The following is a 23,628-nucleotide window of genomic DNA, read 5'->3' on the forward strand; positions in this document are numbered from 1 at the left end:
GGTGGCGCCCGCCGGGGCCTCCGCGGCCCGCGCGCCGGAGCCGCCGGCGGCCCCCGCGGTCGCGCCCACGGCCCGAGACCCCGAGGCCCGCGAGTCCGAAGGGCCGGCACCGGATCCCGTGGCGCGGGCGGCGCGGGCGATCTCGGCGCGGTCGAGCGCGGTCGCGGTACGCCGTGGAACCGACGCCCGCTCGTCCGGTCGGGCATCCGGTTCCACCCTGATGGATGACGCTCGATCGGGTGAACCCGCGGCGGCCGCGCGGGCATTCGCGCGCGCCCGGCGGGAGCCGCCGATCACCATGTCGTTGACCTTGACCATGGTGGCCACGACCGCCGGGAGGACGGGCACGGCCCACCAGCTGACCAGCTCCGCCAGTGCCAGGAGAACCCCGGCGGCGATCATGCACTCGAAGAGCAGGAAACTCACGAACCCACCCACATGGAGGTGGCGAAGCCGCAGCGCACGCACGTAGAGCGGTGCCTGGTGCGCCAACCCGTTGCTCGTCGTCATCGTCCTATTCCTCCACCGCGCGCAGCGACCACTGCGAACACCGCCCGCTCGAGGGCATAGCCGCGGTCATCAGATCCACCCTTCACGGCGGCATTGCACTCTGCCGCCGCTCGCATGGCATCAACGAGCGCCTCGGCCGTCCAGCCACGGGCTTGGCGCTGCGCGCGTTCGACCTTCCACGGAGGCATTCCCAAACTTCCGGCGAGTTGGTATGCACTCCCCTTCCCGGCCGCGGCCACCCGGGCCACGCTCCGGACCCCGTCGGCGATGGCGTCGGCGATCGGCACCGGGTCGACCCCGACGTGCAGGGCCCACCGCAGCGCCTCCAGCGCACCCGCCACGTCGCCGACCATCACGGCATCGGCGACCGTGAAGCCGGACACCTCGGCGCGACCCTTGTAGTACTGCGCGACGACCTTGGCGTCGATGCGACCCCCGGTGTCGGCCATGAGCTGCGAGCAGGCCGCCACGATCTCGCGCAGGTCGTTGCCCACCGCGGCGAGCAGTGCCTCGGCCGCGTCCTCGCCGATCTTGCCGCCCTGCCGCCGGATCTCGTTGCGCACGAAGTCGACCCGCTCGCGGTGCTTGCTGATCTTCGCCGCCGGCACCACGTCGGCGCCGGCCGCCTTCAGCCCGTCGGCCAGCGCCTTGCCCTTGGCCCCGCCCGCGTGCGTGACCACGAGCACCACGTCGTCCTCGGGGTTCTTCGCGTAACCGACCAGCGCCGCCGACACGTCCTTCTTCGCGTCCTGCCCGTCGTGCACGACCAGCACCCGCCGGCCACCGAACAGCGAGGGGCTGAGCATCTCGGCCAGTTCCCCCGCGACGAGCTCGCCGCCGGGCCGCTGCCGCACCTCGGTGTCCGGCTCCTCGGCGCGCGCGGCGGCGATGGTCTCGGCGACGGCGCGGGAGACGAGCAGCTCTTCGTCGCCGATCACCAGGCGAAGGCGGGGAAGGTTCGACACGCCAGCCATCGTTTCACGCATCCGGCCGCCGACGCGGGACTCGACCGCCGCGGTCACACACCGCAGTCTGGCGACCACGCATCGAGCAACGTCCGCGCCATTCGATGAGACACTGATAACCGAAAAGTCGGATATGTCCGTCACGGCGTGGCGGACATATCCGGCCAAATGCCTACTCTTTGCGCACCGATACCGCCAGCCGACCGGCCCCGTCCCGTAGCACCGCCAGGTCTCCGTGCTCGTCGGTACGCAGCACCTGCGCCCCGCCCCGCACGAGCCGGGCCATCAGCACCGGGCTCGGGTGCCCGTAGTCGTTGCCGGCCCCGACGCTGACCAGCGCGATCCGCGGCGCGACGGCCTCCAGGAAGCCCTCATCCTGGTAGGGCGAACCGTGATGGGCGACCTTCAAGACCTCGGCCCGCAGCACGCCCGGATCGTCCGCCGCGAGCAGGCTGAGCTGCTCCTCCGTCTCCGCGTCGCCGGTCAGCAGCAGCCGCACCCCACCGGTCGTCACCGCCAGCACCAGCGAGTTGTTGTTCGGATCCGAACGAGTGCCGGCCAGCGGGCGCACCGGGGCGAGCACCACCAGGTGCACCCCGCCCACGTCCAGCGCCGCCCCCGGCGGGCCGGCCACGCGGGGCAGGCCGTGCGCGAGGACCGCGGCCCGCGCCGCAACCGGCTCGGCGAAGTCCGGCGCGAGCAGGCCGCCGACGGCGCGCCCGCGCAGCACGCCGTCGAGGCCGCCCACGTGGTCGGCGTGGAAGTGGCTCAGGACGAGCAGCGGGACGCGACGCACGCCGAGGCGGCGCAGGCAGCCGTCGACCGGTTCCGGGTCCGGGCCCGCGTCGACGACCACCGCGGCGCCCGGGCCGGCCGCCAGGGCGAGCGCGTCGCCCTGGCCCACGTCGCAGGCCACGATCAGCCAGCCCGGCGGCGGCCAGCCCGCGGCGACAAGGCGCACCGGCACCGCCCCGAGCACGGCGGCGACGGTGGTGACGAGGACTGCCCGCCGTACCGCCGGGAAGCGAAACCCCACCAGCAGCGCCGTCACCAGCAGCGCGAGCAGCAGCCCGCCCGCCGTGCCGGAGGGCCACGGCAGCACCCCGGCCGGCACGTCCGCGCCCCGGTGCGCGATCAGCACCAGCCAGCGGGCCGGCCACGACGCGAGCCAGGCGGCGAAGGCGGCCGCGGTGGGGGCGAGCGGCGACAGTACCGCCGAGAAGATCCCCAGGATCGTGGCCGGCGCGACCGCGGGCTCCGCCAGGAGGTTGGCCGGGACGGTGGTCAGGCCGACCCCGCCGGAGATCGCGACGATGACGGGAGCGCAGGCGGCCTGGGCCGCGGCCGGCACCGCGAACGCCTCGGCGGCCACCCGCGGCCAGCCCCGGGCCTGCAGCGCCTCCCGCCACCGGGGCGCGATCAGCACCAGCCCGCCGGTGGCGAGCACCGACAGCGCGAACCCGGCGTCGACGGCCAGCTCCGGATCGACCACCACCAGCCCGAGCACCCCGGCGGCCAGCGAGGGCACCGCCGCCCGCGGCCGCCCGAGTGCCAGCGCGACGAGCGCCAGGCCGCCCATCGCCGCGGCCCGCAGCACGCTGGGCGACGGACGCACCAGCACCACGAAGCCGGCCAGCGCGACGACGCACACGACGGCCGCCACCCGCGGCCCGGCCCGGCCCCACCGCGCGACCGCGAGCACCAGCCCGATGAGAATTGCCAGGTTAGCTCCGGATACGGCCGTAAGGTGCGTCAGCCCGGTCGTCTTGAAGTCGTCGGCGAGCGCGGGATCGAGCCGGCTGGTGTCCCCGACGACCAGGCCCGGCAGCAGCCCGCCCGGCTCGGCCGGCAGCCCCGCGCAGGCCCGCTGCAGGCCGGCCCGGAGCACCCCGGCGGCCCGCTGCACGTACGGCGCCGCCCCGATCGGCCGAGGCCTCCCCGGCACCGAGACGAGCGCCGCCCGCAGGTCGCCTCCCCCGGCCGGCGCGAGCCGCCCCTCGGCCTCGGCCCGCTGGCCCGGCAGGAGCCCGAGCCACCCGCGGTCGGCCCCGAGCACCAGCACCCGCGCGCCCAGGGCGATCCGCCGGCCGTCCCCGGTCGCGACCCACTCCAGTCGCGCCGGCACGACGACGGTGGCGTCCCGCCCCACGCGAGCCCGCCCGAGGCGGGGGTCGTCGGTGATCCGCACCTCGACCGTGACCTGGGCATTGCGCGCCGCCAGGCCCCGCAAGGGCTCGGCGTCGCGCTCCCCGATCCGCGCCGCCGTGGCCGCGGCGCCGCACGCCACCCCGGCCGCGACCGCCGCGACGACCCATCGCGTGGCCCCGACCGGATGCCGGCCGGCCAGGAAGGGCCACGCGACGGCAATCAGCAGGGCCGATCCCCCAACGGCCCAGCCGGCGCCGGTCGGGACGAAGAGCGCGCCGATCGCCGCGGACCAGCAGCCCAGCGCGGCACCGACCAGTCGCATGTCCGCGTTCATACCGTCACGCGGCTCTTGAGCTGCTGGTACTTGGCGTCGCCGATCCCCTCGACCTGCCGTAGGTCGCTCACCGCCCGGAAGCCGCCGTGGGCCTCGCGGTACTCCACGATCCGCTGCGCCAGCACCTCACCGATCCCGGGCAGGGACTGCAGTTCGGCGAGCGTCGCGGTGTTGAGGTTGACCGGGCCGCCGGTGGGGCCGCCGCCCGGGCCGCCGGCAACCGCCCCCGGCGGCGGGGTCACGCCGATCGCGATCATCTCGCCATCGACGACCTTGCGGGCGAGGTTGACGCCGGTGAGATCGACGCCGGGCAGCACCCCGCCGGCCGCCTCGATCGCGTCCGCCACCCTCGATCCGGCCGGCAGCCGCACCAGCCCCGGGTGCTGCACCCGGCCCGTGACGGAGACCACCAGCAGGGCCGCCGGGCTGGGCGAGCCGGCGGCGGCCGGGGCCGCGCTCACCTGCGGCGCCGCCGTCACCCGGGGCCGCGACCACCACACGATCCCGGCCGAGATGCACACCACCAGCCCGGCGACCACGAGCAGCACCCGCACCCCGCGCCGCCCCGGATCGAACGCCGAGAACGCCGAGGACCCGGCCCGCGGCGGTTTCTCCGGCTCGCCCGATCTTCGAATCGCGCCGTCCCATGGGTACTCGTCGCCCATGTCCGAGAGTTCCGAAGACAGGGCAGTGACCCGGGGAACGTCGTCATCATGTTCGTCAGTGCGCCACATGACCCGGCAGGTTAGGCCGGAACGCCCGCCCCTCGCGGGCCTCGACCCCCGGATCTGTGGATAACCGACCCCTTGTGGATAACCGCCGGAACGGCAGTTGATCTGCTATGCGCCGGCCGCGGCCCGGTGCACCACCACGGCCACCATCCCCGGCCCGACGTGCGCGCCGACCACGGCGCCGACCTCGGTGAGGTACGCCGCCCGCAGCCGCTCCCCGAGCCGCTCCTTCAGCGTCGTGAGCAAGCCGTCGGCCCGGTCGGGCGCGGCCAGATGGTGCACGGCGACGTCGACGTCCCCGTCGCCGGACGCTTCCACGGCGATGTCGACCAGCCGGGCCAGCGCGCGGCCGGCCGTGCGGACCTTCTCGCGCACCACCACCCCCTGATCGGTGGTGTGCAGGATCGGCTTCACCGACAGCGCGGTGCCCAGCAGCGCGGCCCCCGCCCCGATCCGCCCGCCGCGCCGCAGGAATTCCAGCGTGTCGACGTAGAACAGCGTCGTGGTCCGGCCCACCGCGTCGAGCGCCGCCTGCCGCACCTGGGCGAGCGAGCCCCCGGCGGCCGCGGCCTCGGCGGCGGCCAGCGCCGGGAAGCCGAGCCCCATCCCGGTCGACTGGGTGTCGATGACCTCGACCCGGTCGCCGAACTCCTCGGCCGCCAGCACCGCCGCGTCGTACGTGCCCGAGAGCCGCGCCGACAGGTGCACCGACAGGACGGCGTCCGCGCCGGAGTCGAGCTGTTCGCGGTACACCTGGGAAAACGCCTCCGGCGAGGGACGCGATGTGGTCACGGCGACCCGCCGGGCGTTGAGGGCGTCGGCGACCGTGGCCGAGTCGATGTCGACGGTCTCCAGCCCCAGCACCCCGTTGACGACGACGGCGAGTGGCACGACGGTGAGCCGCGGGGCGGCGATGGGCATTGGCGGAAGGTACGCGGTCGAGTCGGTGACCACGGCAACGGTCATGTCCGCACCGTAGCCGATTGCGGCCCGGTGGCGCTCAGGGCTCGATCTTCGTGACCTTGAACGGCGTGCCCTGCTGGCAGGTCGTCATGAGATCGGGCTGCGGCGTGCCGTATACGGTCACCTGCTGACCACTCTTCATCGCCGCCCGGTCCCCGCCGATCAGCAGGTACGTCTTGGCGTCGGTGGCCAGCAGCACGCACCCCGGCTCCACCCCGTCCTTCAGCGTCCCCCGGACCGACATCACCGAACCGGAGGGCGGGCCCGCCAGGGGCGCGGCCGAGGAAGCCCCCGGCGAGGACGGCGCGACCGAGGGCGGGGCCAGGGCCGGCGAGGACGCGTCCTGAGAGGCGCAGCCGCCCAGCGCCGCGAGCACGACCAACGTGGCGATGCGAAGTCTCATGACCGTTTGACGTTAGTCGCCCGGCCACGGTTCCGCGGCGAATGTGACGATACCGCTACGCAACGTTGTGGGCCTCGAGCATCCAGCCGCGCAGCGGGTCGTGCCGCAGGTGGGTGGCGTGGCAGTTGTGCAGCGCGCCGAGCGCCGGGGCCAGCGCCATCGGCCAGCCGAGCAGCCGGACGGCGGCGAACCGGGCGGCGGCCCCGTGCGTAGCCGCCACGATCACGGCGTCGGGCTCGGCGGCGGCGACCGTCTCCCGCAGGGCCGCGCTCATCCGCTCGGCCACCGCGTCGATCTCCTCGACCCCGGCGTCGTGGACCTCCTCGCCGCGCCGCCAGCGGGCGAACGACTCCGGCCAGCGCTCGGTCGCCTCGGCGTGGGTGTGTCCCTCCCACTCCCCGAAGCCGCGCTCGCGCAGCCGCGGGTCGAAGGTCACCGGCAGCCCCGAGATGTCGACCAGCGCACGGGCCGTGGTCGCCGCCCGGGTGAGGTCGCTGGCGACCAGCACGGTGGGCTTCAGCGCGAGCAGGCGGGGCGCGCTCTCCATGGCCTGGGCGATCCCCACCGCGGACAGCGGGGTGTCGGTCTGCCCTTGGATCCGGTGCGCGGCGTTCCACTCGGTCTGGCCGTGCCGCCAGAGCACGAGCAGCGTCATGCGGAAGCCGGCAGGCCGCGGTCCACGAACTCGATCTGCGGGCAGTCCTTCCACAACCGATCGAGCGCGTAGAACTCCCGCTCCTCCGTGTGCTGCACGTGGACCACGATGTCGACGTAGTCCAGCAGCACCCACCGACCGCCGCGCTCGCCCTCCCGGCGGACCGGCTTGGCCTTCTCCGGCAGCTGCACCAGCCGCTCCTCGATCGCGTCGACGATCGACAGAACCTGCCGCTCGTTGGGCGCCGAGGCGAGCAGGAACGCGTCGGTGATGACCAGCTGATCGGCCACGTCGAGGATGACGATGTCTTCGGCCTTCTTGTCGGCGGCTGCCTGCGCAGCGGTGAGCGCCAGCTCGCGGGCACGCTCAGTGGCGGGCACCGGTCTCCCTTCGTTGAACGATCCCGGCCAACCTCACCGGGCTCGTTCCAGCCTCTCACGCGGGTACGACATTTTGCGCATCAGTTATTGCCGACTTTTCGGTACAAACCTCGCTTTGCGATGTACTGCACCACGCCATCCGGCACCAAATACCAGACCGGCTTGCCCTCCTCCACGCGCCGCCGGCAGTCGGTGGACGAGATCGCCATGGCCGGCACTTGCACCAGGCTGACCGTGTCGTCCGGCAGGTGCGACGCGCTGAGCTCGAAGCCGGGCCGCGTCACGGCCACGAAGTGCGCCAGCTCGAAGAGGTCGGCGGCGTCCTTCCACGAGAGGATCTTGCCAAGCGCGTCGGCGCCGGTGATGAAGAACAGCTCGGCGTCGTGACCGTACGCGTCCCGCAGGTCCCGCAGCGTGTCCACTGTGTACGTCGGCCCGCCCCGGTCGATGTCGACCCGGCTGACCGTGAAGCGCGGGTTGGAGGCGGTGGCGATGACGGTCATGAGGTACCGGTCCTCGGCCGGGCTCACCGTGAACTCGCTCTTCTGCCAGGGCTGACCGGTCGGCACGAACACCACCTCGTCCAGCCCGAACCGGTCCGCGACCTCGCTGGCCGCCACCAGGTGTCCATGGTGGATCGGGTCAAAGGTGCCGCCCATGATGCCCACGCGCATCACCGCATCGTAATGATCGAAGCGGCCATCCGCCGTCGTGCCGCTCGTCACCCTGGGCACACCCGGCCGCCATCCGATCGGGCGGGGCGGGCCGCGCGCGGCCACCCGTGGCGGTACGGTGACGCCCATGACGCTGCCCCATCCGAAAGGCGACTTCGACAGCTCCCGCGCCGTGTGGAAGTCCGCACCGGGCGACAGCCACGGCAGCCGCGTCGAGGTCGCGTTCGTCGACGATCTCATCGGCCTACGCAACGGCGCCGATCCGGACAGCCCCATCCTGGTCTTCACCCAGGCCGAGTGGGACGCCTTCGTGGCGGGCGCCAAAGACGGCGAGTTCGACGTCTGACACCCGCCCCGAGCGGGACGCCTTCGTGGCGGGCGCCAAAGACGGCGAGTTCGACGTCTGACGCCCGCCCCGAGGCAGCGCAACAACCCGCGGCGACGGCGGCTCAGAGCAGCAGTGTCCGGAGCGGCCCCATCCGCTCCAGGCGCGGCGCGAGCGCGCGCACCTGCAGCAGCAGCGTCACCGCCGTGAACGTCGGCTCCTCCTCCGGCGGCCGGTACCCGGCCCGCCCCGCCAGGAACTCGGCCACCTCGGCCCAGTCGTAGACCGGCCGCCGCGGGTGCGCGAACACGACGCCCGGCAGCGGCCAGGCCCGCACCACCTCCGCCGGCCGGCCGAGCCGCTCCGCCACCGTCTCCACGGTGACCAGCGAGTCGTCGGCGGCCGCCGCCGCGACCCCCAGTCCCGCCGCGTCGAGGTCGCGGACCGCCGACACGACCGCGTCCACCAGCCCGGGCGCCATCCGGTCGAAGGCCACCCAGGCGACCGCCCCGTCCGCGGCCGGCAGCGCGCACGGCAGCCCGTCGAACTCCGGCGCCGCCGCCGGGCCCGCGCTGACCTCCACGCACAGGTCGTCCGCCCGGTCGAAGAGCGCGTCCGCCGCCGCGTCGGGCAGCCCGCCCGCGACCATCAGCCGGAACTGCCGCAGCCGCATCATCGCGGCCCCCCACAGGCCCGGTGCCGCTGCGCGAACGCGTCGATCCGCCGCGCCACCCGCTGCGCCGCGAGGCCGCGCGGCGCGTCGGCCGGCACCCCCAGCCAGCCCCGGCACACCGGGCACTCCAGCCGCAGCCAGGCCCGGTCCTCGTCGATGTATCGATGCACAGGTCCTCCCCCCGTGATCCCTTCCCGCCGCTCCAGCGAACACCAGAAAACGCCGCTTGGGAGGGGCCAGCCGGGAACCCCAGCCGCTGCCCGATATCGATGCATCCAACGCCGCTATCCGGGTGCTAACCTCGGATACATGTCGCAGTGCCCCGCGTATCGACAGAGCTGGCGCGCCCCATAGGGGCGGCCATCCTTCGCGCACCGCGATATCCCCACATATCACCACGGCCGCCCGTCTCGGGCGGTCGCTTCGTATGCGCACACGCTCGACTCGGGCCAGAATCCGAACAGGAGCGAGCGCAATGTCCAACAGCCTGGCCAACCGCCGCATCTCGGGCTTCAAGCCCACCGGCCCGCTGCAGCTCGGCAACTACGTCGGCGCGATCCGCCCGACGGTCGAGGGCCAGCACGCCCACCCCACGATCGCCTTCGTCGCCGACCTCCACGCCCTGACCGTCCCGCACGATCCCGAGCGCCTGCGCGAGCTGTCCCTGCAGGTCGCCGGCCTACTGCTGGCGGCCGGCCTGGACCCGCACCGCACGCTGCTCTACCGCCAGTCCGACCTGCCCGCCCACGCCGAGCTGCACTACCTGCTCGAGTGCGTCGCGAGCTACGGCGAGGCGCACCGGATGATCCAGTTCAAGGAGAAGGGCGGCGGCTCCGGCACCCGCCTGTCCCTGCTCACCTACCCGGTCCTCATGGCCGCCGACATCCTGCTGCACGACATCGAGGAGGTGCCGGTCGGCCGCGACCAGCGCCAGCACGTCGAACTGGCGCGGGACATCGCCATGCGCTTCAACGAGCGCTACGGCCCGGCGCTGACCGTCCCCCGGGCCGTCCACCCGCCGGTCGCGGCCCGCCTGGCCGACCTCGCCGACCCGGCGGCCAAGATGGGCAAGACCAGCGCGAGGACCAACGGCGTGCTGTTCCTGCTCGACCCGCCCGACGTCCTGCGCCGCAAGATCATGCGAGCCGTGACGGACGGCGGCACCGAGGTCGTCTACGACCCCGAGCACAAGCCGGGCGTGGCCAACCTGATCGACCTGATCTCGGCCTGCACGGGCGGCAAGGCCGAGCAGATCGCCCAGCATCACGAAACGTACGGCGCCCTCAAGGCCACGGCCGTCGACGCGGTCCTCGCCGTCATCGAACCGCTCCAGCAGCGGTACCACCAGCTCGGCACGGAAGAAATCGAACAAGTCCTGGAAGACGGCGCCGAGCGGGCCCAGGACCGCGCCGCGCGAACCGTGAACCGGGTCAAGGAGGCCCTGGGCCTCACCACCGCACGGCGCGCTCCCGCAGGTACCCCAGCGAAGCCGGCGACGGCGACGCCACCGCGCTGAAGCGAGCCGGCCGGTAGGCGACCTCCTCGAACAACAGGTCGGCCTCGACCAGCAGCGCCCACGGCACGTGGAACACCCGCTCGCCCGGCACGGACACGCCCACCAGATCCACGGAGGGCAGCAGCGCCGGCGTCCCGACCGCCCAGGTGGCCGTCGTGAACGCCGACCCGTCCGGCCGGGCGGCGAGGGTGGCCCCGGCCAGCCGCGGATCGCCCAGGGTCCGCCGCTGGTGCTCGGCGACGTCGACCGCGAGCCGCCGGGCCGCCCGGGCCGCGGCCGGGTACGCCGGATGCCCCCGAGGCGGCAGGAACGGCACCACGCGCCCGTCGTCGTCGGTCGTGTACGCCATCGGCGACAGCGGCCGCGGCGTGCGCGCGTACTCGTCCCCGGCCAGCTCGAACAGCTGCTCGACCAGCCGCGGCTCGTCGGCGCAGACCAGCAGCATGAGCGTGCTGGGCAGGAACGCCACCGCCCGCCCGCCGACCTGCTCGTCGAGCTCGGCCAGCCAGCCCTCCAGCAGCACCCAGGAGACCAGGTGCTCGCCGCCGTAGTCGGGCACGTGCAGTACCGATGGACCGAAGAAACCCGCCGAGGCCGGCAGCTCGGCGCGGGCCAGCGTGCGCTGGTGGGCCGCGGCGAAGATCTCTTCCGGGCTCACCCCCCAGCGGCCGGGGCTGTCGATGTCCAGCGGGGTCTCGCCGACGAGCACGACCTCGTCGAGGTGCGGCAGGGCCGGCCGGCGCAGCGTGCGGGTGCCCCTGGCCGCGTGGCGCAGGGCGAGCCGCAGCTCGGGCAGCGCCTCCGCGAAGCTCTCGGGCTGGGCCGGCGGGATGAGGCTGTGCGCGACGAACTCCCGGACGAACTGCTTGCGATCGCCCGGACTGCGTTGGTACCGCGAAAACGCCTTGGAGAGAAACAACGTGCTGTACGCGTCCTGGCCGCATTCGCACACGATGGCGAACTGGGTCGGGCGAAATTCGGCGTCCCGGAATCCGAGTCTGCGCAGCTCGGCCAGCACCTGGTCGGCGAAGCGCTCCCGTGGTGAACGGGCCGGTCGGGTCAGCCGCTCGAGGATGCCCACCGACCAGACACTAGCCTCAGGCGAGCTCAGACGCGATGGGCTCGGGAGCAATCACAAGTTTTTCGTAGCAGAGGCTGAGCGGGCTGTGTACGTACGGGCCATACGGCGGAATCGGTCGGTAACCGGCTGATTCGTACAATCGGATCGACTCGGGCTGCCGCGGCCCGGTCTCCAGCCGGATCACCAGGTAGTGCGAGCCCGCGGCGAGGTCCTCCAGCGCGGCGAGCATGCGCCGGGCCAGGCCGTTGCCCCGGTAGGCCGGGCGCACGTACATCCGCTTGATCTCGACGGTCTGGTCGTCCAGCGGCTGGATCGCGCCGCAGCCGGCCGCCACCCCGTCCACCGTGGCCAGCACGAACCTGGCCAGCGGGTCGATCGGGAAGCGCCGGGCGGCGGGGCTGCCGTAGCGGCCGGCGGCCTCGTCGGCCGAGAGCGCGATCAGCTCCGACACGGCCGGGTCGGCCGGCGAGCGGCGGACCACCCGGGTCTCCCGCCCGGCGTCGTCGAAGTGCTTCTCGAAGCAGCGGCTGGCCTCGTACTTCACGTATCCCCCGAACCGCGCGATGGGCCGGTAGCCCGCCGCGAGGAACAGCGAGATCGCCTCGGGCGAGGTCACCCCGGCCTCGAGCCGCACGACGCGGTGCCCGCGGGCGGCGGCGAGGTCCTCCAGGGCGGCCAGCATGCGGCGGGCCACCCCCCGGCCGCGGTGCGCCGGGCGCACGTAGAGCCGGGTCACCTCGGCCGTGTCGATGTCGATCGCGAGCAGCGCGCCGCAGGCGACGGCGTCGCCGCCGACGACCGCGACCAGATAGCGGGCGGCCGGGTCGACCGCGTACACGTGGCCCTCCCGGCCACCGTCGCGCGCCCGCAGCTCGACCTGCTGGTCGACCACGAGCGCGATCACCTCCGAGTCGCCCGATGGGCGTTGCTCGATCAGCATGGACCGACGGTACGCACCCTCGATTTCCCCGATGTTTCCCTGAATGGGCAAATCACGTTGCGCGGAGGATCAAAAATCCTCGTCCTCGTCGTCGGCCCCGGGCGAGACTTCCAGCTCCTCGTAGGGCCGGCGGCGGGCCGCCCGCATGGCCTTGCGCTCGGTCGCCCCGACCCGCTTGGACGCATCTTCGAGGCGATAGTCGGTGCCCCGGTTGCCCGGCACGAACTCCTCCTCGACGAACAGGTTCGGCTGCCAATCGAATTCATGGACGCCAATGCGAACCGGGTCTCCGGGCTGTGCGCCGGCCTTCTTCAGCCCCACCTCGACGCCGAGCCGGGCGAGGCGGTCGGCAAGGTACCCGACGGCCTCGTCGTTGTCGAAGTTGGTCTGGCGCACCCAGCGCTCCGGGGCGCCGCCCCTGACCACGTACACGCCCTCGGCGTCGCGCTGGATCGTGAAGCCGCTGTCGTCGACCGCGATCGGGCGCAGGATGATCCGGGTCCGCTCCGGCGGCGGCGCGGCCGCCCGGTGCTGCTTGACGACGTCGGAGAGGGCGAACACCAGCTCGCGCAGCCCCTCGTGGGTGACCGCACTGATCACGTGCACGGCATAGCCGCGGGCCTCGAGCTCGGGGCGGACGATGTCGGCGAGGTCGCGCCCGTCGGGCACGTCGATCTTGTTGAGCACGACCAGCCGGGGCCGGTCCTCCAGCCCGCCGTAGGCGGCCAGCTCGGCCTCGATGGCGTCGATGTCGGAGAGCGGGTCGCGCTCGGTCTCCAGCGCCGCGGTGTCGACCACGTGGGCGAGCACGGCGGTGCGCTCGATGTGCCGCAGGAACTCCAGGCCCAGGCCCTTGCCGGTGGCCGCGCCGGGGATGAGCCCGGGCACGTCGGCGACGGTGAAGGTCTCGTCGCCGGCCTGCACCACGCCGAGGTTGGGCACCAGGGTGGTGAACGGGTAGTCGGCGATCTTCGGCCGGGCCGCCGAGATGGCCGCGATCAGCGACGACTTGCCGGCCGACGGGAAGCCGACCAGCCCGACGTCGGCGACGCTCTTGAGCTCCAGGACGACGTCGATCGTCTCGCCCGGCTCGCCCAGCTCGGCGAAGCCCGGGGCCTTGCGCCGGGTGCTGGCCAGGGACGCGTTGCCCCGCCCGCCACGGCCGCCGCGGGCCAGCTCGAACTGGGTGCCGACGCCGACCAGGTCGGCCAGCACCTCGCCGTCGATGCTCTGCACCACGGTGCCGTCGGGCACCCGCAGCGTGAGGGTCTCGCCGTTGGCCCCGTCGCGGTGGTTGCCGGCCCCGCCGTTGCCGTTGCGCGCCTTCTGGTGCGGGTGGAAGTGGAAGTCCAGCAGGGTGTGCACGCCGGCGTCCACGACCAGCGTGACGCTGCCACCGTGGCCGCCGTCGCCGCCGTCGGGGCCGCCGAACGGCTTGAACTTCTCCCGGTGGATGGACACGCAGCCGTGACCGCCGTCGCCGGCCCTCACGTGCAGCACGGCCCGGTCAACGAACGACGTCACGGTGCACACCTTTCAAAAAGCTGTTTATGGCTCCGGTCCGTCGTGGTGACGACCGTTGCTCCCGTCAGCGCCTGGTCTGGGTCGATCAGAGCGAAGCCCAATCGAGCCAGACTAGGCGAACCGGTCGAAGCTGGCGCTTCTCCCTGCCAGTTTCGACGTGGGTCGCGGTCAGAACCAAAACCCCCGGAACACAGCAACGGCGGGCGAGGGGCTGTTATGCCCCCTGCCCGCCGCGCGAAGAAACGAACTCAGCCCTCGGCCGGGGTGATGCTCACGGTCTTGCGGCCGCGCTTGAAGCCGAAGGTCACGTGACCGTGGGCGAGCGCGAACAGCGTGTCGTCGCCACCGCGGCCGACCAGGTCGCCCGGGTGGAACTTGGTCCCACGCTGGCGGATGATGATCTCGCCGGCGTTGACCAGCTGACCGCCGAACCGCTTCACGCCGAGCCGCTGGGCGGCGGAGTCGCGCCCGTTCCGCGAGCTGGACGCACCCTTTTTGTGTGCCATGGCGCTTAGCCCTACTTCCCGGTGGAGATGCCGGTGACCTTCACCTGGGTCAGCGGCTGACGGTGACCCTGGCGCTTGTGGTAGCCGGTCTTGTTCTTGAACTTGTGGATCCGAATCTTCGGACCCTTGGTGTGCGCGACGACCTCGGCGGTCACCTCGGCACTGGCAAGCTTGGCAGCATCGGTGATGAGATCCTCACCGTCGACAAGCAGGACCGCGGAGAGCTTCAGCGCATCGCCCGGCGCGCCCGCGAGCTTCTCGACCTCGATCACATCGCCCTCGGCGACCTTGTACTGCTTGCCGCCGGTCTTGACGATCGCGTACATGGGACGCGGACTCCTGTCGTAGAGCTCTGGCGGGCTGATCCGGGTCTCAACTGCTACTGACGCCTTACGGCACGCGAAGACCCTGCACACGAAAGTGCGCTTTGATGAGCGTACGCCATCGCTGGCGTACTCCCCAAATCAGGGCCGGGTCCGGCGGCGAACGCCACCCCGGCGGGTCCGGCGGCGGGCGCCGGCGGCTTCCTCCTCGTCGTCCTCGACGTTGTCCGGGTCGTCCTCGGAGGCGATCGGCGTGAACTCCGCCTCCTCCTGGACGTCCTCGACCACGTGCGGGGCCTCGACGGTGGTCTCCTCCTCGGCGACCGCGGTGGCGCCGCGGCGGCCGCGCCGGCGGCTGCGCGGGGCGGGCACGTCGGCCTCCTCCACGCCGGTGGTCACGCCGGGCGACGTGGTGGCCGAGGCGACCTTGGTCACGGCGTTGTTGTGCCCGCCGCCACCACCGCCACCGCCGCCGCCACGCTTCTCCGGGATCGGCTCGGTGTGGATGATCAGGCCGCGGCCCTTGCACACCTCACAGGTCTCGCTGAAGGCCTCCAACAGCCCCTGTCCGACCCGCTTGCGGGTCATCTGGACCAGGCCGAGCGAGGTGATCTCGGTGACCTGGTGCTTGGTCCGGTCCCGGCCCAGGCACTCGGTCAGCCGGCGCAGCACCAGCTCGCGGTTGGACTCCAGGACCATGTCGATGAAGTCGATGACGATGATGCCGCCGAGGTCGCGCAGCCGCAGCTGGTGGACGATCTCCTCGGCCGCCTCGAGGTTGTTGCGGGTGACCGTCTCCTCGAGGTTGCCGCCGGCGCCGGTGTACTTGCCGGTGTTCACGTCGATCACGGTCATCGCCTCGGTGCGGTCGATGACCAGGCTGCCGCCGGAGGGCAGGAACACCCGCCGGTCCAGCGCCTTGATCAGCTGCTCGTCGATGCGCAGGTCGGCGAAGACGTCGCCGGCGCCCGCGTAGCGGTGCACCCGCTCCACCAGGTCCGGCGAGACGTGCGACAGGTAGGGCTCGACCGACTCGAAGGCATCGCTGCCCTGGATCACCAGGTCGCGGAAGTCCTCGTTGAACAGGTCACGCACGACCCGCACGACCAGCTCGGGCTCCTCGTAGAGCAGGGCCGGCGCGCTACTGCTGCGGGCCTTGTCCTGGATGGCCTCCCACTGCGCCTGCAGCCGCTTGACGTCGCGGGCCAGGTCGTCCTCGGAGGCGCCCTCGGCCGCGGTGCGCACGATCACACCCGCGCCGTCGGGGACAAGGTTCTTGAGCACGTCGCGCAGGCGCTTGCGCTCCACGTCGGAGAGCTTGCGGCTGATCCCGGAGGCGTTGCCGTGCGGCACGTAGACCAGGTGCCGCCCGGACAGCGCGATGTGGCTGGTCAGGCGGGCGCCCTTGGTGCCGATCGGGTCCTTGGTCACCTGCACGAGCACCGAGTCGCCGGACTTGAGCGCCTGCTCGATGGTGCGGGTGCGCCCCTCCAGCCCGGTGGCGTCCCAGTTGACCTCGCCGGCGTAGAGCACCGCGTTGCGGCCCCGGCCGATGTCGACGAACGCCGCCTCCATGCTGGGCAGCACGTTCTGCACCCGGCCCAGGTAGACGTTGCCGACCATGGAGCTCGACGAGGCCCGGGTGACGTAGTGCTCGACCAGCACCTTGTCCTCGAGCACGGCGATCTGCGTCCGGTCGTTCTTCTGCCGGATGACCATGGTGCGGTCCACGGCCTCGCGGCGGGCCAGGAACTCGGACTCGCTGAGGATCGGCGGACGGGTGCGGCGCTGCTCGCGGCCGTCCCGGCGGCGCTGGCGCTTGGCCTCCAGCCGGGTCGAGCCGGAGACGCCCTGCACCTCGTCGCGCTCGCGGGTGGTGGTGCGCGGCTCACGGATCTTCACGACCACGTGCGGGTCGTCGCCCGCGTCGGCGTCGCCGGCCGCGCCCTTGCGCCGGCGGCGGCGACGACGCCGGGTCAGCCCCTCGCCCTCGCCCTCGTCCTCGCCGTCCTCGTCGGCGGACGCCTCGGCCTCCTCCTCCGCGGCGGCCTCCTCGTCGGCCCCCTCGGCCTCGGCGGCCTCCTCGTCCAGCTCGTCGGCGGCGGTGCCGCGCCCGCGGCCCCGGCCGCGACGGCCGCGGCGGCGACGGCGGCGGCCCCCGGCGGTCTCGAAGTCCTCGTCGTCCTCGCCCTCTTCGCCTTCCTCGGCCTCCTCGGCCTCCTCGACCTCTTCGGGGGCCTCGACGGCCTCCTCGACCGGCGCCTCGACGAAGACGTCCTCGGCGGCGGCCCGGCCGCGGCGGCGGCGCCGGCGACCGGCCGGCTCCTCCTCCTCGGCGGCCTCCTGCGGCTCGAGGGCGACGATCTGCTCGCTGGGCGACATGAACAGCAGCTGCACCGGCGCGGGGGCGCGGCGCCCGCGGCGGGCCGGCGGCGGCGGCTCCTCCTCGACCTCGACCAAGGGCTCGAGCTCCTCGGCCGTCTCCTCTTCCGCGTCGGCCAGGAGCTCCTCGACGGCGACGGGCTCCGGCTCCTCGGCGGGAGGCTCCTCGGCCACGGGCTCCTCGACCGGGGGCTCCTCGACCACCGGGGGCTCCTCGACGACCTTGGCGCGGCTGCGCCGGGCGCGGGTGGCCTTCACCGGGGCCGGTGGCTCCTCGATCGGAAGCGCCTGCTGTCCGGACTCGCCGGATTCGCCCGGTTCCTCGCCCGCCGTCACCTTCCGTCGGCGGCGCGTGGTCGCCTTGACAGGGGCCGGCTCCTCCACGGCGGGCGGAGCCTCGGGCTCCGCCACCGGCTCGGCGGCGGCCTTCGTGGTCCGGCGCCTGGTGCGACGCACGGGGGTAGTGGTCTCTTCGCTGGCTGCGGCAGCAGCCACCGGCTCGTCGCCGGTGGTCTCGCCGCTCGCCGACTCGTTGTCGAACATGCGGACGTTCTCCAGTTCTGGCGCTCCCGGGCGCGTCACAACGCAGCCACACGGGGGCACCGCATATATGTTGTGCCGGCGGAGGTTTCCGCTCACGCGGACGATCCGCCGAAAGTCTGCCAACCTCGCGCCCGGCGACCAGCGGCCCGCCACCTGGCGGGTCACCCGTCGTCTACAGCGACGAAGTCCCCACGACGGCCGCCGGCCGATCCACCTCGCCAGACTGGGCGAGCGGATCGACGAGCCCACCCTGCTCGGTCAGCACTCCCTGAGCCAGTCGGGTCGCACGGGGCGGAACCGGCGGCTCCAGGTCGGCCACAACGCGCAGACCGGACAGCACATCGTCGGGTCGCACGGTCGGGGTTACCTGCCGCACGACAAGGTCGAGTATCGCACACGGTGTGTCAGTGACCTCGGAAGGTACGTCCCCGGGAGCGGAATCCGACAGAACTTCAAGATCGGAACAGGCCAGCGACACCACCGCGGCGCGCGTGTCGAAGGTCCGTCGACCCTGCTTGGTGAGGCGTTCGACGAGCACCTCGGGGGCGTCGAGGAACGCGCGGATGGCCTCCGTGGCGTCGTGCGCCGACACGCCGGGCAGCTCGATCCGCCATGCCGAGGCGTCGATCCGGTCGGCGAGGCTGCCCCCGCCGGTGAGCGGCGACTCGACCGCCTCGAGCACGTCGAGGCCGGGCGAGAGGGCGGCGTCGAGCGCCACCCGCAGCCGGTCCGGCTCGACCACGGCCCGCAGGCCGATCTCCAGGTACTCCGCCTCGCTGGCCACCCCCGTCGGCGCGGCGCTGGCGTAGGAGACCTTCGGGTGCGGGGTGAAGCCCTGGGAGTAGGCGATCGGCACGTTGGCCCGCAGCAGCGCCCGCTCGAAGGCCCGGGCGAAGTCGCGGTGGGAGGTGAACCGCAGGGGGCCCCGCTTGGCGTACCGCAGCCGGATCCGCTGCACGACGGGGTCCTGGTTGCTCTCGGGCTGGCGCTTAGCCATGGTTCGCCTCGGCAGTTCCAGCAGCAGCGCTGGGCACCCGCAGGCCGGCGACGGGGGTGAGCGGCAGGAGCTTGCGCCCCGTGGGCCCGATCTGGATCTCGGTGTCCTGGCTCGGGCAGACGCCGCAGTCGAAGCACGGCGTCCAGCGGCAGTCGTCCTGCCAGTCCTGCCAGAGCCAGTCCTTGTCCAGCCCGGAGTCCAGGTGGTCCCAGGGCAGGACCTCGTGCTGCTCCCGCTCGCGGGTGGTGAACCAGGCCAGGTCGACGCCGAACTCCGGCAGCACCTCGGCCGCCGCGCCGACCCAGCGGGCGTAGGAGAAGTGCTCGGACCAGCCGTCGAAGCGCCCGCCCTGCTCCCAGACCCGGCGGATCACCGCGCCGACGCGCCGGTCGCCCCGGCTGAGCAGGCCCTCCACCTGCGAGGGCTCGCCGTCGTGGTACCGGTAGCCGATCGCCTTGCCCAGCGACCGGTCGGCGTTGATGGCCTCCTTGAGGGCCTTGAGCCGCCGGTCGATGACCTCCGGCTCCTCCATGGGGGCCCATTGGAAGGGGGTGTGCGGCTTGGGCACGAAACCGCCGATGGAGACCGTGCAGCGGATGTCCCGCGACCCGGTGGCGGACCGGCCGGCCCGGATCACCTCGTGCGCGAGCTTGGCGATCTGCAGCACGTCGTCGTCGGTCTCGGTGGGCAGGCCGCACATGAAGTACAGCTTCACCTGGCGCCAGCCGTTGCTGTACGCCGTGACCACCGTGCGGATCAGGTCCTCCTCGGTGACCATCTTGTTGATCACCTGGCGGATCCGCTCCGAGCCGCCCTCCGGCGCGAAGGTGAGGCCGGTGCGCCGCCCGTTGCGGGAGAGCTCCTGGGCCAGTGTCACGTTGAACGCGTCGACCCGGGTCGAGGGCAGCGACAGCGAGACGTTCGTCCCCTCGTACTGCTGCGCCAGCCCCGAGCACATGTCGCCGATCTCGGAGTGGTCCGCCGAGGACAGCGACAGCAGCCCCACCTCGTGGAAGCCGGAGAACTCCAGCCCCTCCTTGACCATCTGCCCCACGGTCGTGATCGAGCGCTCGCGGACCGGCCGCGTGATCATCCCCGCCTGGCAGAAGCGGCAGCCCCGGGTGCAGCCGCGGAAGATCTCCACCGCGTAGCGCTCGTGGACCGTCTCGGCCAGCGGCACCAGCGGCTTCTTCGGGTACGGCCACGCGTCGAGGTCCATCGTGGTCCGCTTGTGCACGCGGAAGGGCACGTCGGCCCGGTTCGGCACGACGCGCTGGATGCGCCCGTCCGGCAGGTAGCCGACGTCGTAGAAGCGCGGCACGTACACCGACTCGGTCCGGGCCAGGCGCAGCAGCAGCTCGTCGCGGCCGCCGGGCGCGCCCTCGGCCTTCCACTCGCGGACGATCCCGGTGATCTCCAGGACCGCCTCCTCGCCGTCGCCGAGCACGGCGGCGTCGATGAAGTCGGCGATCGGCTCCGGGTTGAAGGCGGCGTGACCGCCGGCGACCACGATCGGGTGCCGGCCGTCCCGCTCGCGCGCGTCGAGCGGGATGCCGGCAAGGTCGAGCATGGTGAGCATGTTGGTGTAGCCGAGCTCGGTGGCGAACGAGATGCCGAACAGGTCGAACGCGGCGACCGGCCGGTGCGCGTCCACCGTGAACTGCGGCACACCCTCGGCGCGCATGAGCGCCTCGAGGTCGGGCCACACCGCATAGGTGCGCTCGGCGAGCACGTCGGGCTGCTCGTTGAGCACCTCGTAGAGGATCTGCACGCCCTGGTTGGGCAGGCCGACCTCGTAGGCGTCCGGATACGACAGCGCCCACCGCACCGTAACGGCGTCCCAGTCCTTCACGACCGCACCGAGCTCACCGCCGACGTACTGGATCGGCTTACTGATCCGTGGCAGCAGTCGCTCGAGTTGCGGGAAGACGCTCGTCACACTCACGGATAACCAGGGTACCTATCCCTCCCGCTGGCGACGATGCGGCGCCCTCCCACGGGGCTGTGCCGGGGGCGGGGTGGCCGGGTGCGGCGGGGGAATGCGCAGCGTGACGGGCTCGCCGGCCCGGACGACGACCTCCTCGCCGTGGTGGCGCAGCGTGATCTCGCCCTGGTCGGCCTGGTACGTCGCCTGCCCGTGCTCGACCGTGACGCGCAGCACGTCGCCGTGGATCGTGACGGCGAACCGCAGCCGGTTGAGCTGGCCCGGCAGCCGCGGCACGAAGGACAGCTCGCCGCCGTAGTCGCGCATGCCGCCGAAGCCGGCCACCAGGGCCAGCCAGGTGCCGGCCAACGAGGCCATGTGCACCCCGTCGCCCGCGTTGTGCTGCAGGTCGTACAGGTCGACGAAGGCCGCCTCGCCGAGGTAGTCGTAGGCCAGCTCCGTGTGACCGACCTCGGCCGCCAGCACCGCCTGCGTGCACGCCGACAGCGAGGAGTCGCGGACCGTGCGCTCGTCGTAGTAGTGGAAGTTGCGGGCCTTCTCCTGCGGCGTGAACGCGTCGCCGCGCCAGTGCATGGCCAGGATGAGGTCGGCCTGCTTGACCACCTGGCGGCGGTACAGGTCGAAGTACGGGTAGTGCAGCAGCAGCGGGTAGTCCTCCGGCGGCGTGTTGTCGAAGTCCCACTCCTGGTGCACCGTGAAGTTGACCGACTGCTGGTGAACGCCCAGCTCATGGTCGTAGGGCAGGTGCACGTTCGCCGCCGCGTCGCGCCACGAGGAGATCTCCTCGTCGTCGATGCCGAAGGTGCGGGCGCGCTCCGGGTGCCGCTCCGCGGCGTCCGCGGCCGCGCGCAGGTTGAGCTGCGCCATGAGGTTCGTGTAGATGTTGTCGTCCGCGATCGCGCTGTACTCGTCGGGCCCGGTCACCCCGTCGATGTGGAACAGCCCGTGCCGGTCGTGGTGGCCGAGCGAGCGCCACAGCCGGGCGGTCTCCACCAGCAGCTCCAGCCCGTAGTCGGCCTCGAACTGGGCGTCCCCGGTGGTCTGCACGTAGCGGACCACGGCGGCGGCGATGTCGGCGTTGACGTGGAAGGCCGCGGTGCCGGCCGGCCAGTAGGCCGAGCACTCCTGCCCGCGGACCGTGCGCCAGGGGAAGGCGGCCCCCTTCAGTCCCAGCTGGCGGGCCCGGTCCCGGGCCAGGTCGAGCGTGTCGTGGCGCCACCTCAGCCCGTCCCGGGCGACCTGGGGGTGGGTGTACGTCAGCGCCGCCAGCACGAAGCTCTCGGTGTCCCAGAAGACGTGCCCGTCGTAGCCGCGGCCGGTGAGCCCCTTGGCCGCGATCGGCCGCGCCTCGGCCCGCGCGCCGGCCTGCATGAGGTGGAACAGCGCGAAGCGGACCGCCTGCTGGATCTCGCCGTCGCCGTCGACCTCGACGTCGGCCTGCGCCCAGAACCGGTCGAGGTAGGTCCGCTGGGCCTTGACCAGCCCCTCCCAGCCGCCGAGGCGGGCACCGGCGATCGCGCCGTGCACCTGGTCGCGGATCGCCTGCCGGGAGCGCTGGCTGGACCAGCCGTAGGCGAGGTACTTCACGATCCGCAGCCGCTGCCCGGGCTGCAGCTCGCAGGCGAACGTGGTGCGGGCCCAGTCGTCGGTGGCCTCGGTGTGCGAGCGCACCGGCACCGGCGCCTCGACCTCGTGGTCCATCTCGGCGCCGAGGCGCAGGAGGCTGGCGTTGGTCCGGTGCAGCAGCTGCGCGTTGAGCTCGTTGGCGTAGTGCCCCTCGGCGACGAGCGCGTGCCCGAGCGCGGCGGAGACCCGCGGGTCCTTGCTCGGCGCCGGCACGTCCTCGTTGGCCACCAGCTCGGACTGCACGATCACCCGGGCCGGCGCGGCGACCGGCTCGACCTCGTAGAGGAAGGCGGCCACCGAGCGCTGCTCGAGCGAGACCAGACGGACCGTGCGCACCTTGACCTGCTGCCCGGCCGGCGAGATCCACTCCACGTCGCGCAGCAGGGTGCCGGCCCGCAGGTCGAGCACCCGCTCGTGGGAGACCAGGTTGCCGTAGCGCACGTCGAAGGGCTCGTCGTCGACCAGCAGCCGGAAGACCTTGCCGTTGGTGACGTTGAGGATCGTCTGCCCTTCCTCCGGGAAGCCGTAGCCGGCCTCGGCGTACGGCAGCGGCCGCTCCTCGTAGAAGGAGTTGAGGTAGGTGCCGGGCAGCCCGAACGGCTCGCCCTCGTCCAGGTTGCCGCGCAGCCCGATGTGCCCGTTGGCCAGGGCGAACAGCGACTCGGTCTGCCCGAGGGCGTCGAGGTCGAGCCGCGTCTCGCGCACGGCCCACGGTTCCACGGGGAAGGTGCTCACGACCGCTCCTCCAATAGCTGCCCGAGATCCGGTACCACCACGTCGGCGCCGCTGCGCCGCAGGTCCGCGGCGTGCTCGCCGCCGACCCGGTCGACGCCCACCACGAAGAACCCGCCGGCCCGCCCGGCCGCGACCCCGGCCAGGGCGTCCTCGAAGACCGCCGCGCGGGCGGGCTCGACGCCCAGTTCGCGGGCCGCCTCGAGGAAGGTGTCGGGGGCCGGCTTGCCCTTGAGCCCGCGCTCGCGGATGGTGATCCCGTCGACCCGGGCCTCGAGGTACCGATCCAGCCCGGTCGAGGTGATGACCTGCAGCGTGTTGGCGCTGGAGCTGACCACCGCCCGGCGCAGCCCCGCCTCCTCGGCCCGGCGCAGGTACCGCGCCGAGGACGGGTACGGCTGCAGCCCGCCCTCCTCCAGCAGCTTCAGCAGCAGCGCGTTCTTGCGGTTACCCAGCCCGTTGACGGTCTGGGCGTCCGGCGGGTCGTCCGCCGTACCCTCCGGCAGCGTGATGCCCCGGGAGCTCAGGAAGTCGCGGACGCCCGCCTCGCGGGGCTTGCCGTCGACGTAGTCGTTGTAGTCGTGGACCGGGTCGAAGCCCGGCAGGCTCCTGGCCCGCAGGAACTCGTCGAACGTCGCGGTCCAGGCCTTGTTGTGGATGACCGCCGTAGGGGTCAGCACACCGTCGAGATCGAACAGGCACGCGCTCACGTGATCCGGTAGACCCAGCACTCCTGCGACGTTATCGCCGCA

General features: G+C 72.9%; 23 protein-coding genes. 2 read left to right on the forward strand and 21 right to left on the reverse strand.

The annotated features are described in order from the left end of the window. The 9 genes from AB0M46_RS38275 to nadD all read right to left on the reverse strand — a co-directional run. On the reverse strand, positions 1 to 510 hold a 510-nt coding region (locus AB0M46_RS38275; RefSeq protein WP_363344457.1), incomplete at its 3' end, for a hypothetical protein. Next, a complete protein-coding gene (gene holA, locus AB0M46_RS38280) occupies positions 507 to 1,484 on the reverse strand; it encodes a DNA polymerase III subunit delta (RefSeq protein ID WP_363344521.1) in 978 nt (325 codons plus the stop codon). The genes holA and AB0M46_RS38275, both read right to left, overlap by 4 nt. Positions 1,485 to 1,647: 163 nt before the next feature. Further along, entirely contained in the window at positions 1,648 to 3,945 is a 2,298-nt protein-coding gene (locus tag AB0M46_RS38285; protein ID WP_363344459.1) for a ComEC/Rec2 family competence protein, read from the reverse strand. An 8-nt stretch (positions 3,946 to 3,953) separates the two neighbouring features. Beyond that, positions 3,954 to 4,622: a ComEA family DNA-binding protein gene (locus AB0M46_RS38290; RefSeq protein WP_363344461.1), complete on the reverse strand. Its 669-nt coding sequence runs from the start codon at positions 4,620 to 4,622 to the stop codon at positions 3,954 to 3,956. Positions 4,623 to 4,796: 174 nt separating this feature from the next. After that, positions 4,797 to 5,654 (reverse strand): DegV family protein, encoded by an 858-nt coding sequence (locus tag AB0M46_RS38295; RefSeq protein WP_363344462.1) that lies wholly within the window; start codon positions 5,652 to 5,654, stop codon positions 4,797 to 4,799. Positions 5,655 to 5,688: 34 nt separating this feature from the next. Continuing rightward, complete coding sequence (locus AB0M46_RS38300) at positions 5,689 to 6,054, reverse strand: hypothetical protein (protein WP_363344463.1); 366 nt, start codon at positions 6,052 to 6,054, stop codon at positions 5,689 to 5,691. A gap of 55 nt (positions 6,055 to 6,109) precedes the next feature. Further along, on the reverse strand, positions 6,110 to 6,709 hold the full coding sequence (locus AB0M46_RS38305) for a histidine phosphatase family protein (RefSeq protein WP_363344464.1): 600 nt from the start codon (positions 6,707 to 6,709) through the stop codon (positions 6,110 to 6,112). Beyond that, the gene (gene rsfS, locus AB0M46_RS38310) at positions 6,706 to 7,089 is read right to left on the reverse strand and encodes a ribosome silencing factor (RefSeq protein ID WP_363344466.1); all 384 of its coding nucleotides are present in this window, start codon (positions 7,087 to 7,089) and stop codon (positions 6,706 to 6,708) included. The genes AB0M46_RS38305 and rsfS overlap by 4 nt, the downstream gene beginning before the upstream one ends. An 80-nt stretch (positions 7,090 to 7,169) precedes the next feature. Beyond that, positions 7,170 to 7,763 (reverse strand): nicotinate-nucleotide adenylyltransferase, encoded by a 594-nt coding sequence (gene nadD / locus AB0M46_RS38315; protein ID WP_363344467.1) that lies wholly within the window; start codon positions 7,761 to 7,763, stop codon positions 7,170 to 7,172. Positions 7,764 to 7,890: 127 nt separating this feature from the next. Here nadD and AB0M46_RS38320 point away from each other — a divergent pair, with 127 nt between their 5' ends. Next, a complete protein-coding gene (locus AB0M46_RS38320) occupies positions 7,891 to 8,109 on the forward strand; it encodes a DUF397 domain-containing protein (RefSeq protein WP_363344469.1) in 219 nt (72 codons plus the stop codon). Between the two features lie 103 nt (positions 8,110 to 8,212). On the opposite strand, the gene AB0M46_RS38325 is transcribed toward AB0M46_RS38320, so the two are convergent. Beyond that, the gene (locus AB0M46_RS38325; RefSeq protein WP_363344470.1) at positions 8,213 to 8,764 is read right to left on the reverse strand and encodes a hypothetical protein; all 552 of its coding nucleotides are present in this window, start codon (positions 8,762 to 8,764) and stop codon (positions 8,213 to 8,215) included. Further along, entirely contained in the window at positions 8,761 to 8,931 is a 171-nt protein-coding gene (locus AB0M46_RS38330; protein ID WP_363344471.1) for a hypothetical protein, read from the reverse strand. The genes AB0M46_RS38325 and AB0M46_RS38330 overlap by 4 nt, the downstream gene beginning before the upstream one ends. A gap of 305 nt (positions 8,932 to 9,236) precedes the next feature. Here AB0M46_RS38330 and trpS point away from each other — a divergent pair, with 305 nt between their 5' ends. Beyond that, positions 9,237 to 10,277 carry a tryptophan--tRNA ligase gene (trpS, locus tag AB0M46_RS38335; RefSeq protein ID WP_363344472.1) on the forward strand — a complete coding sequence of 347 codons (1,041 nt, stop codon included), beginning with the start codon at positions 9,237 to 9,239 and terminating at the stop codon, positions 10,275 to 10,277. Here trpS and AB0M46_RS38340 read toward each other — a convergent pair. The 10 genes from AB0M46_RS38340 to AB0M46_RS38385 all read right to left on the reverse strand — a co-directional run bounded on the left by AB0M46_RS38340 (position 10,210) and on the right by AB0M46_RS38385 (position 23,607). Continuing rightward, positions 10,210 to 11,358, reverse strand: a complete 1,149-nt coding sequence (locus tag AB0M46_RS38340) for a hypothetical protein (RefSeq protein ID WP_363344473.1) — start codon at positions 11,356 to 11,358, stop codon at positions 10,210 to 10,212. The two genes, trpS and AB0M46_RS38340, sit on opposite strands and share 68 nt — an antisense overlap. A 16-nt stretch (positions 11,359 to 11,374) precedes the next feature. Continuing rightward, positions 11,375 to 12,298, reverse strand: coding sequence for a GNAT family N-acetyltransferase (locus tag AB0M46_RS38345; RefSeq protein ID WP_363344474.1), 924 nt, complete (start codon positions 12,296 to 12,298; stop codon positions 11,375 to 11,377). Positions 12,299 to 12,367: 69 nt separating this feature from the next. Further along, positions 12,368 to 13,822, reverse strand: coding sequence for a GTPase ObgE (gene obgE / locus AB0M46_RS38350; RefSeq protein WP_363344476.1), 1,455 nt, complete (start codon positions 13,820 to 13,822; stop codon positions 12,368 to 12,370). A 248-nt stretch (positions 13,823 to 14,070) separates the two neighbouring features. Continuing rightward, positions 14,071 to 14,328, reverse strand: a complete 258-nt coding sequence (rpmA, locus tag AB0M46_RS38355; protein WP_363344478.1) for a 50S ribosomal protein L27 — start codon at positions 14,326 to 14,328, stop codon at positions 14,071 to 14,073. Positions 14,329 to 14,339: 11 nt separating this feature from the next. Beyond that, complete coding sequence (rplU, locus tag AB0M46_RS38360; protein ID WP_363344480.1) at positions 14,340 to 14,654, reverse strand: 50S ribosomal protein L21; 315 nt, start codon at positions 14,652 to 14,654, stop codon at positions 14,340 to 14,342. Positions 14,655 to 14,792: 138 nt separating this feature from the next. Continuing rightward, entirely contained in the window at positions 14,793 to 17,576 is a 2,784-nt protein-coding gene (locus AB0M46_RS38365; protein ID WP_363344482.1) for an Rne/Rng family ribonuclease, read from the reverse strand. A gap of 172 nt (positions 17,577 to 17,748) precedes the next feature. Then, complete coding sequence (locus AB0M46_RS38370; RefSeq protein WP_363344483.1) at positions 17,749 to 18,573, reverse strand: TIGR03936 family radical SAM-associated protein; 825 nt, start codon at positions 18,571 to 18,573, stop codon at positions 17,749 to 17,751. Continuing rightward, on the reverse strand, positions 18,566 to 20,518 hold the full coding sequence (locus tag AB0M46_RS38375; RefSeq protein WP_363344485.1) for a TIGR03960 family B12-binding radical SAM protein: 1,953 nt from the start codon (positions 20,516 to 20,518) through the stop codon (positions 18,566 to 18,568). Before AB0M46_RS38375 ends, AB0M46_RS38370 begins: the two co-directional genes overlap by 8 nt. Before the next feature lie 15 nt (positions 20,519 to 20,533). Then, positions 20,534 to 22,879, reverse strand: a complete 2,346-nt coding sequence (locus AB0M46_RS38380) for a glycoside hydrolase family 65 protein (protein WP_363344487.1) — start codon at positions 22,877 to 22,879, stop codon at positions 20,534 to 20,536. Next, entirely contained in the window at positions 22,876 to 23,607 is a 732-nt protein-coding gene (locus tag AB0M46_RS38385) for a beta-phosphoglucomutase family hydrolase (RefSeq protein WP_363344489.1), read from the reverse strand. The genes AB0M46_RS38380 and AB0M46_RS38385 overlap by 4 nt, the downstream gene beginning before the upstream one ends. Positions 23,608 to 23,628: the final 21 nt, after the last annotated feature.

Source organism: Dactylosporangium sp. NPDC051485, from assembly GCF_040682015.1.
GTDB lineage: Bacteria > Actinomycetota > Actinomycetes > Mycobacteriales > Micromonosporaceae > Dactylosporangium.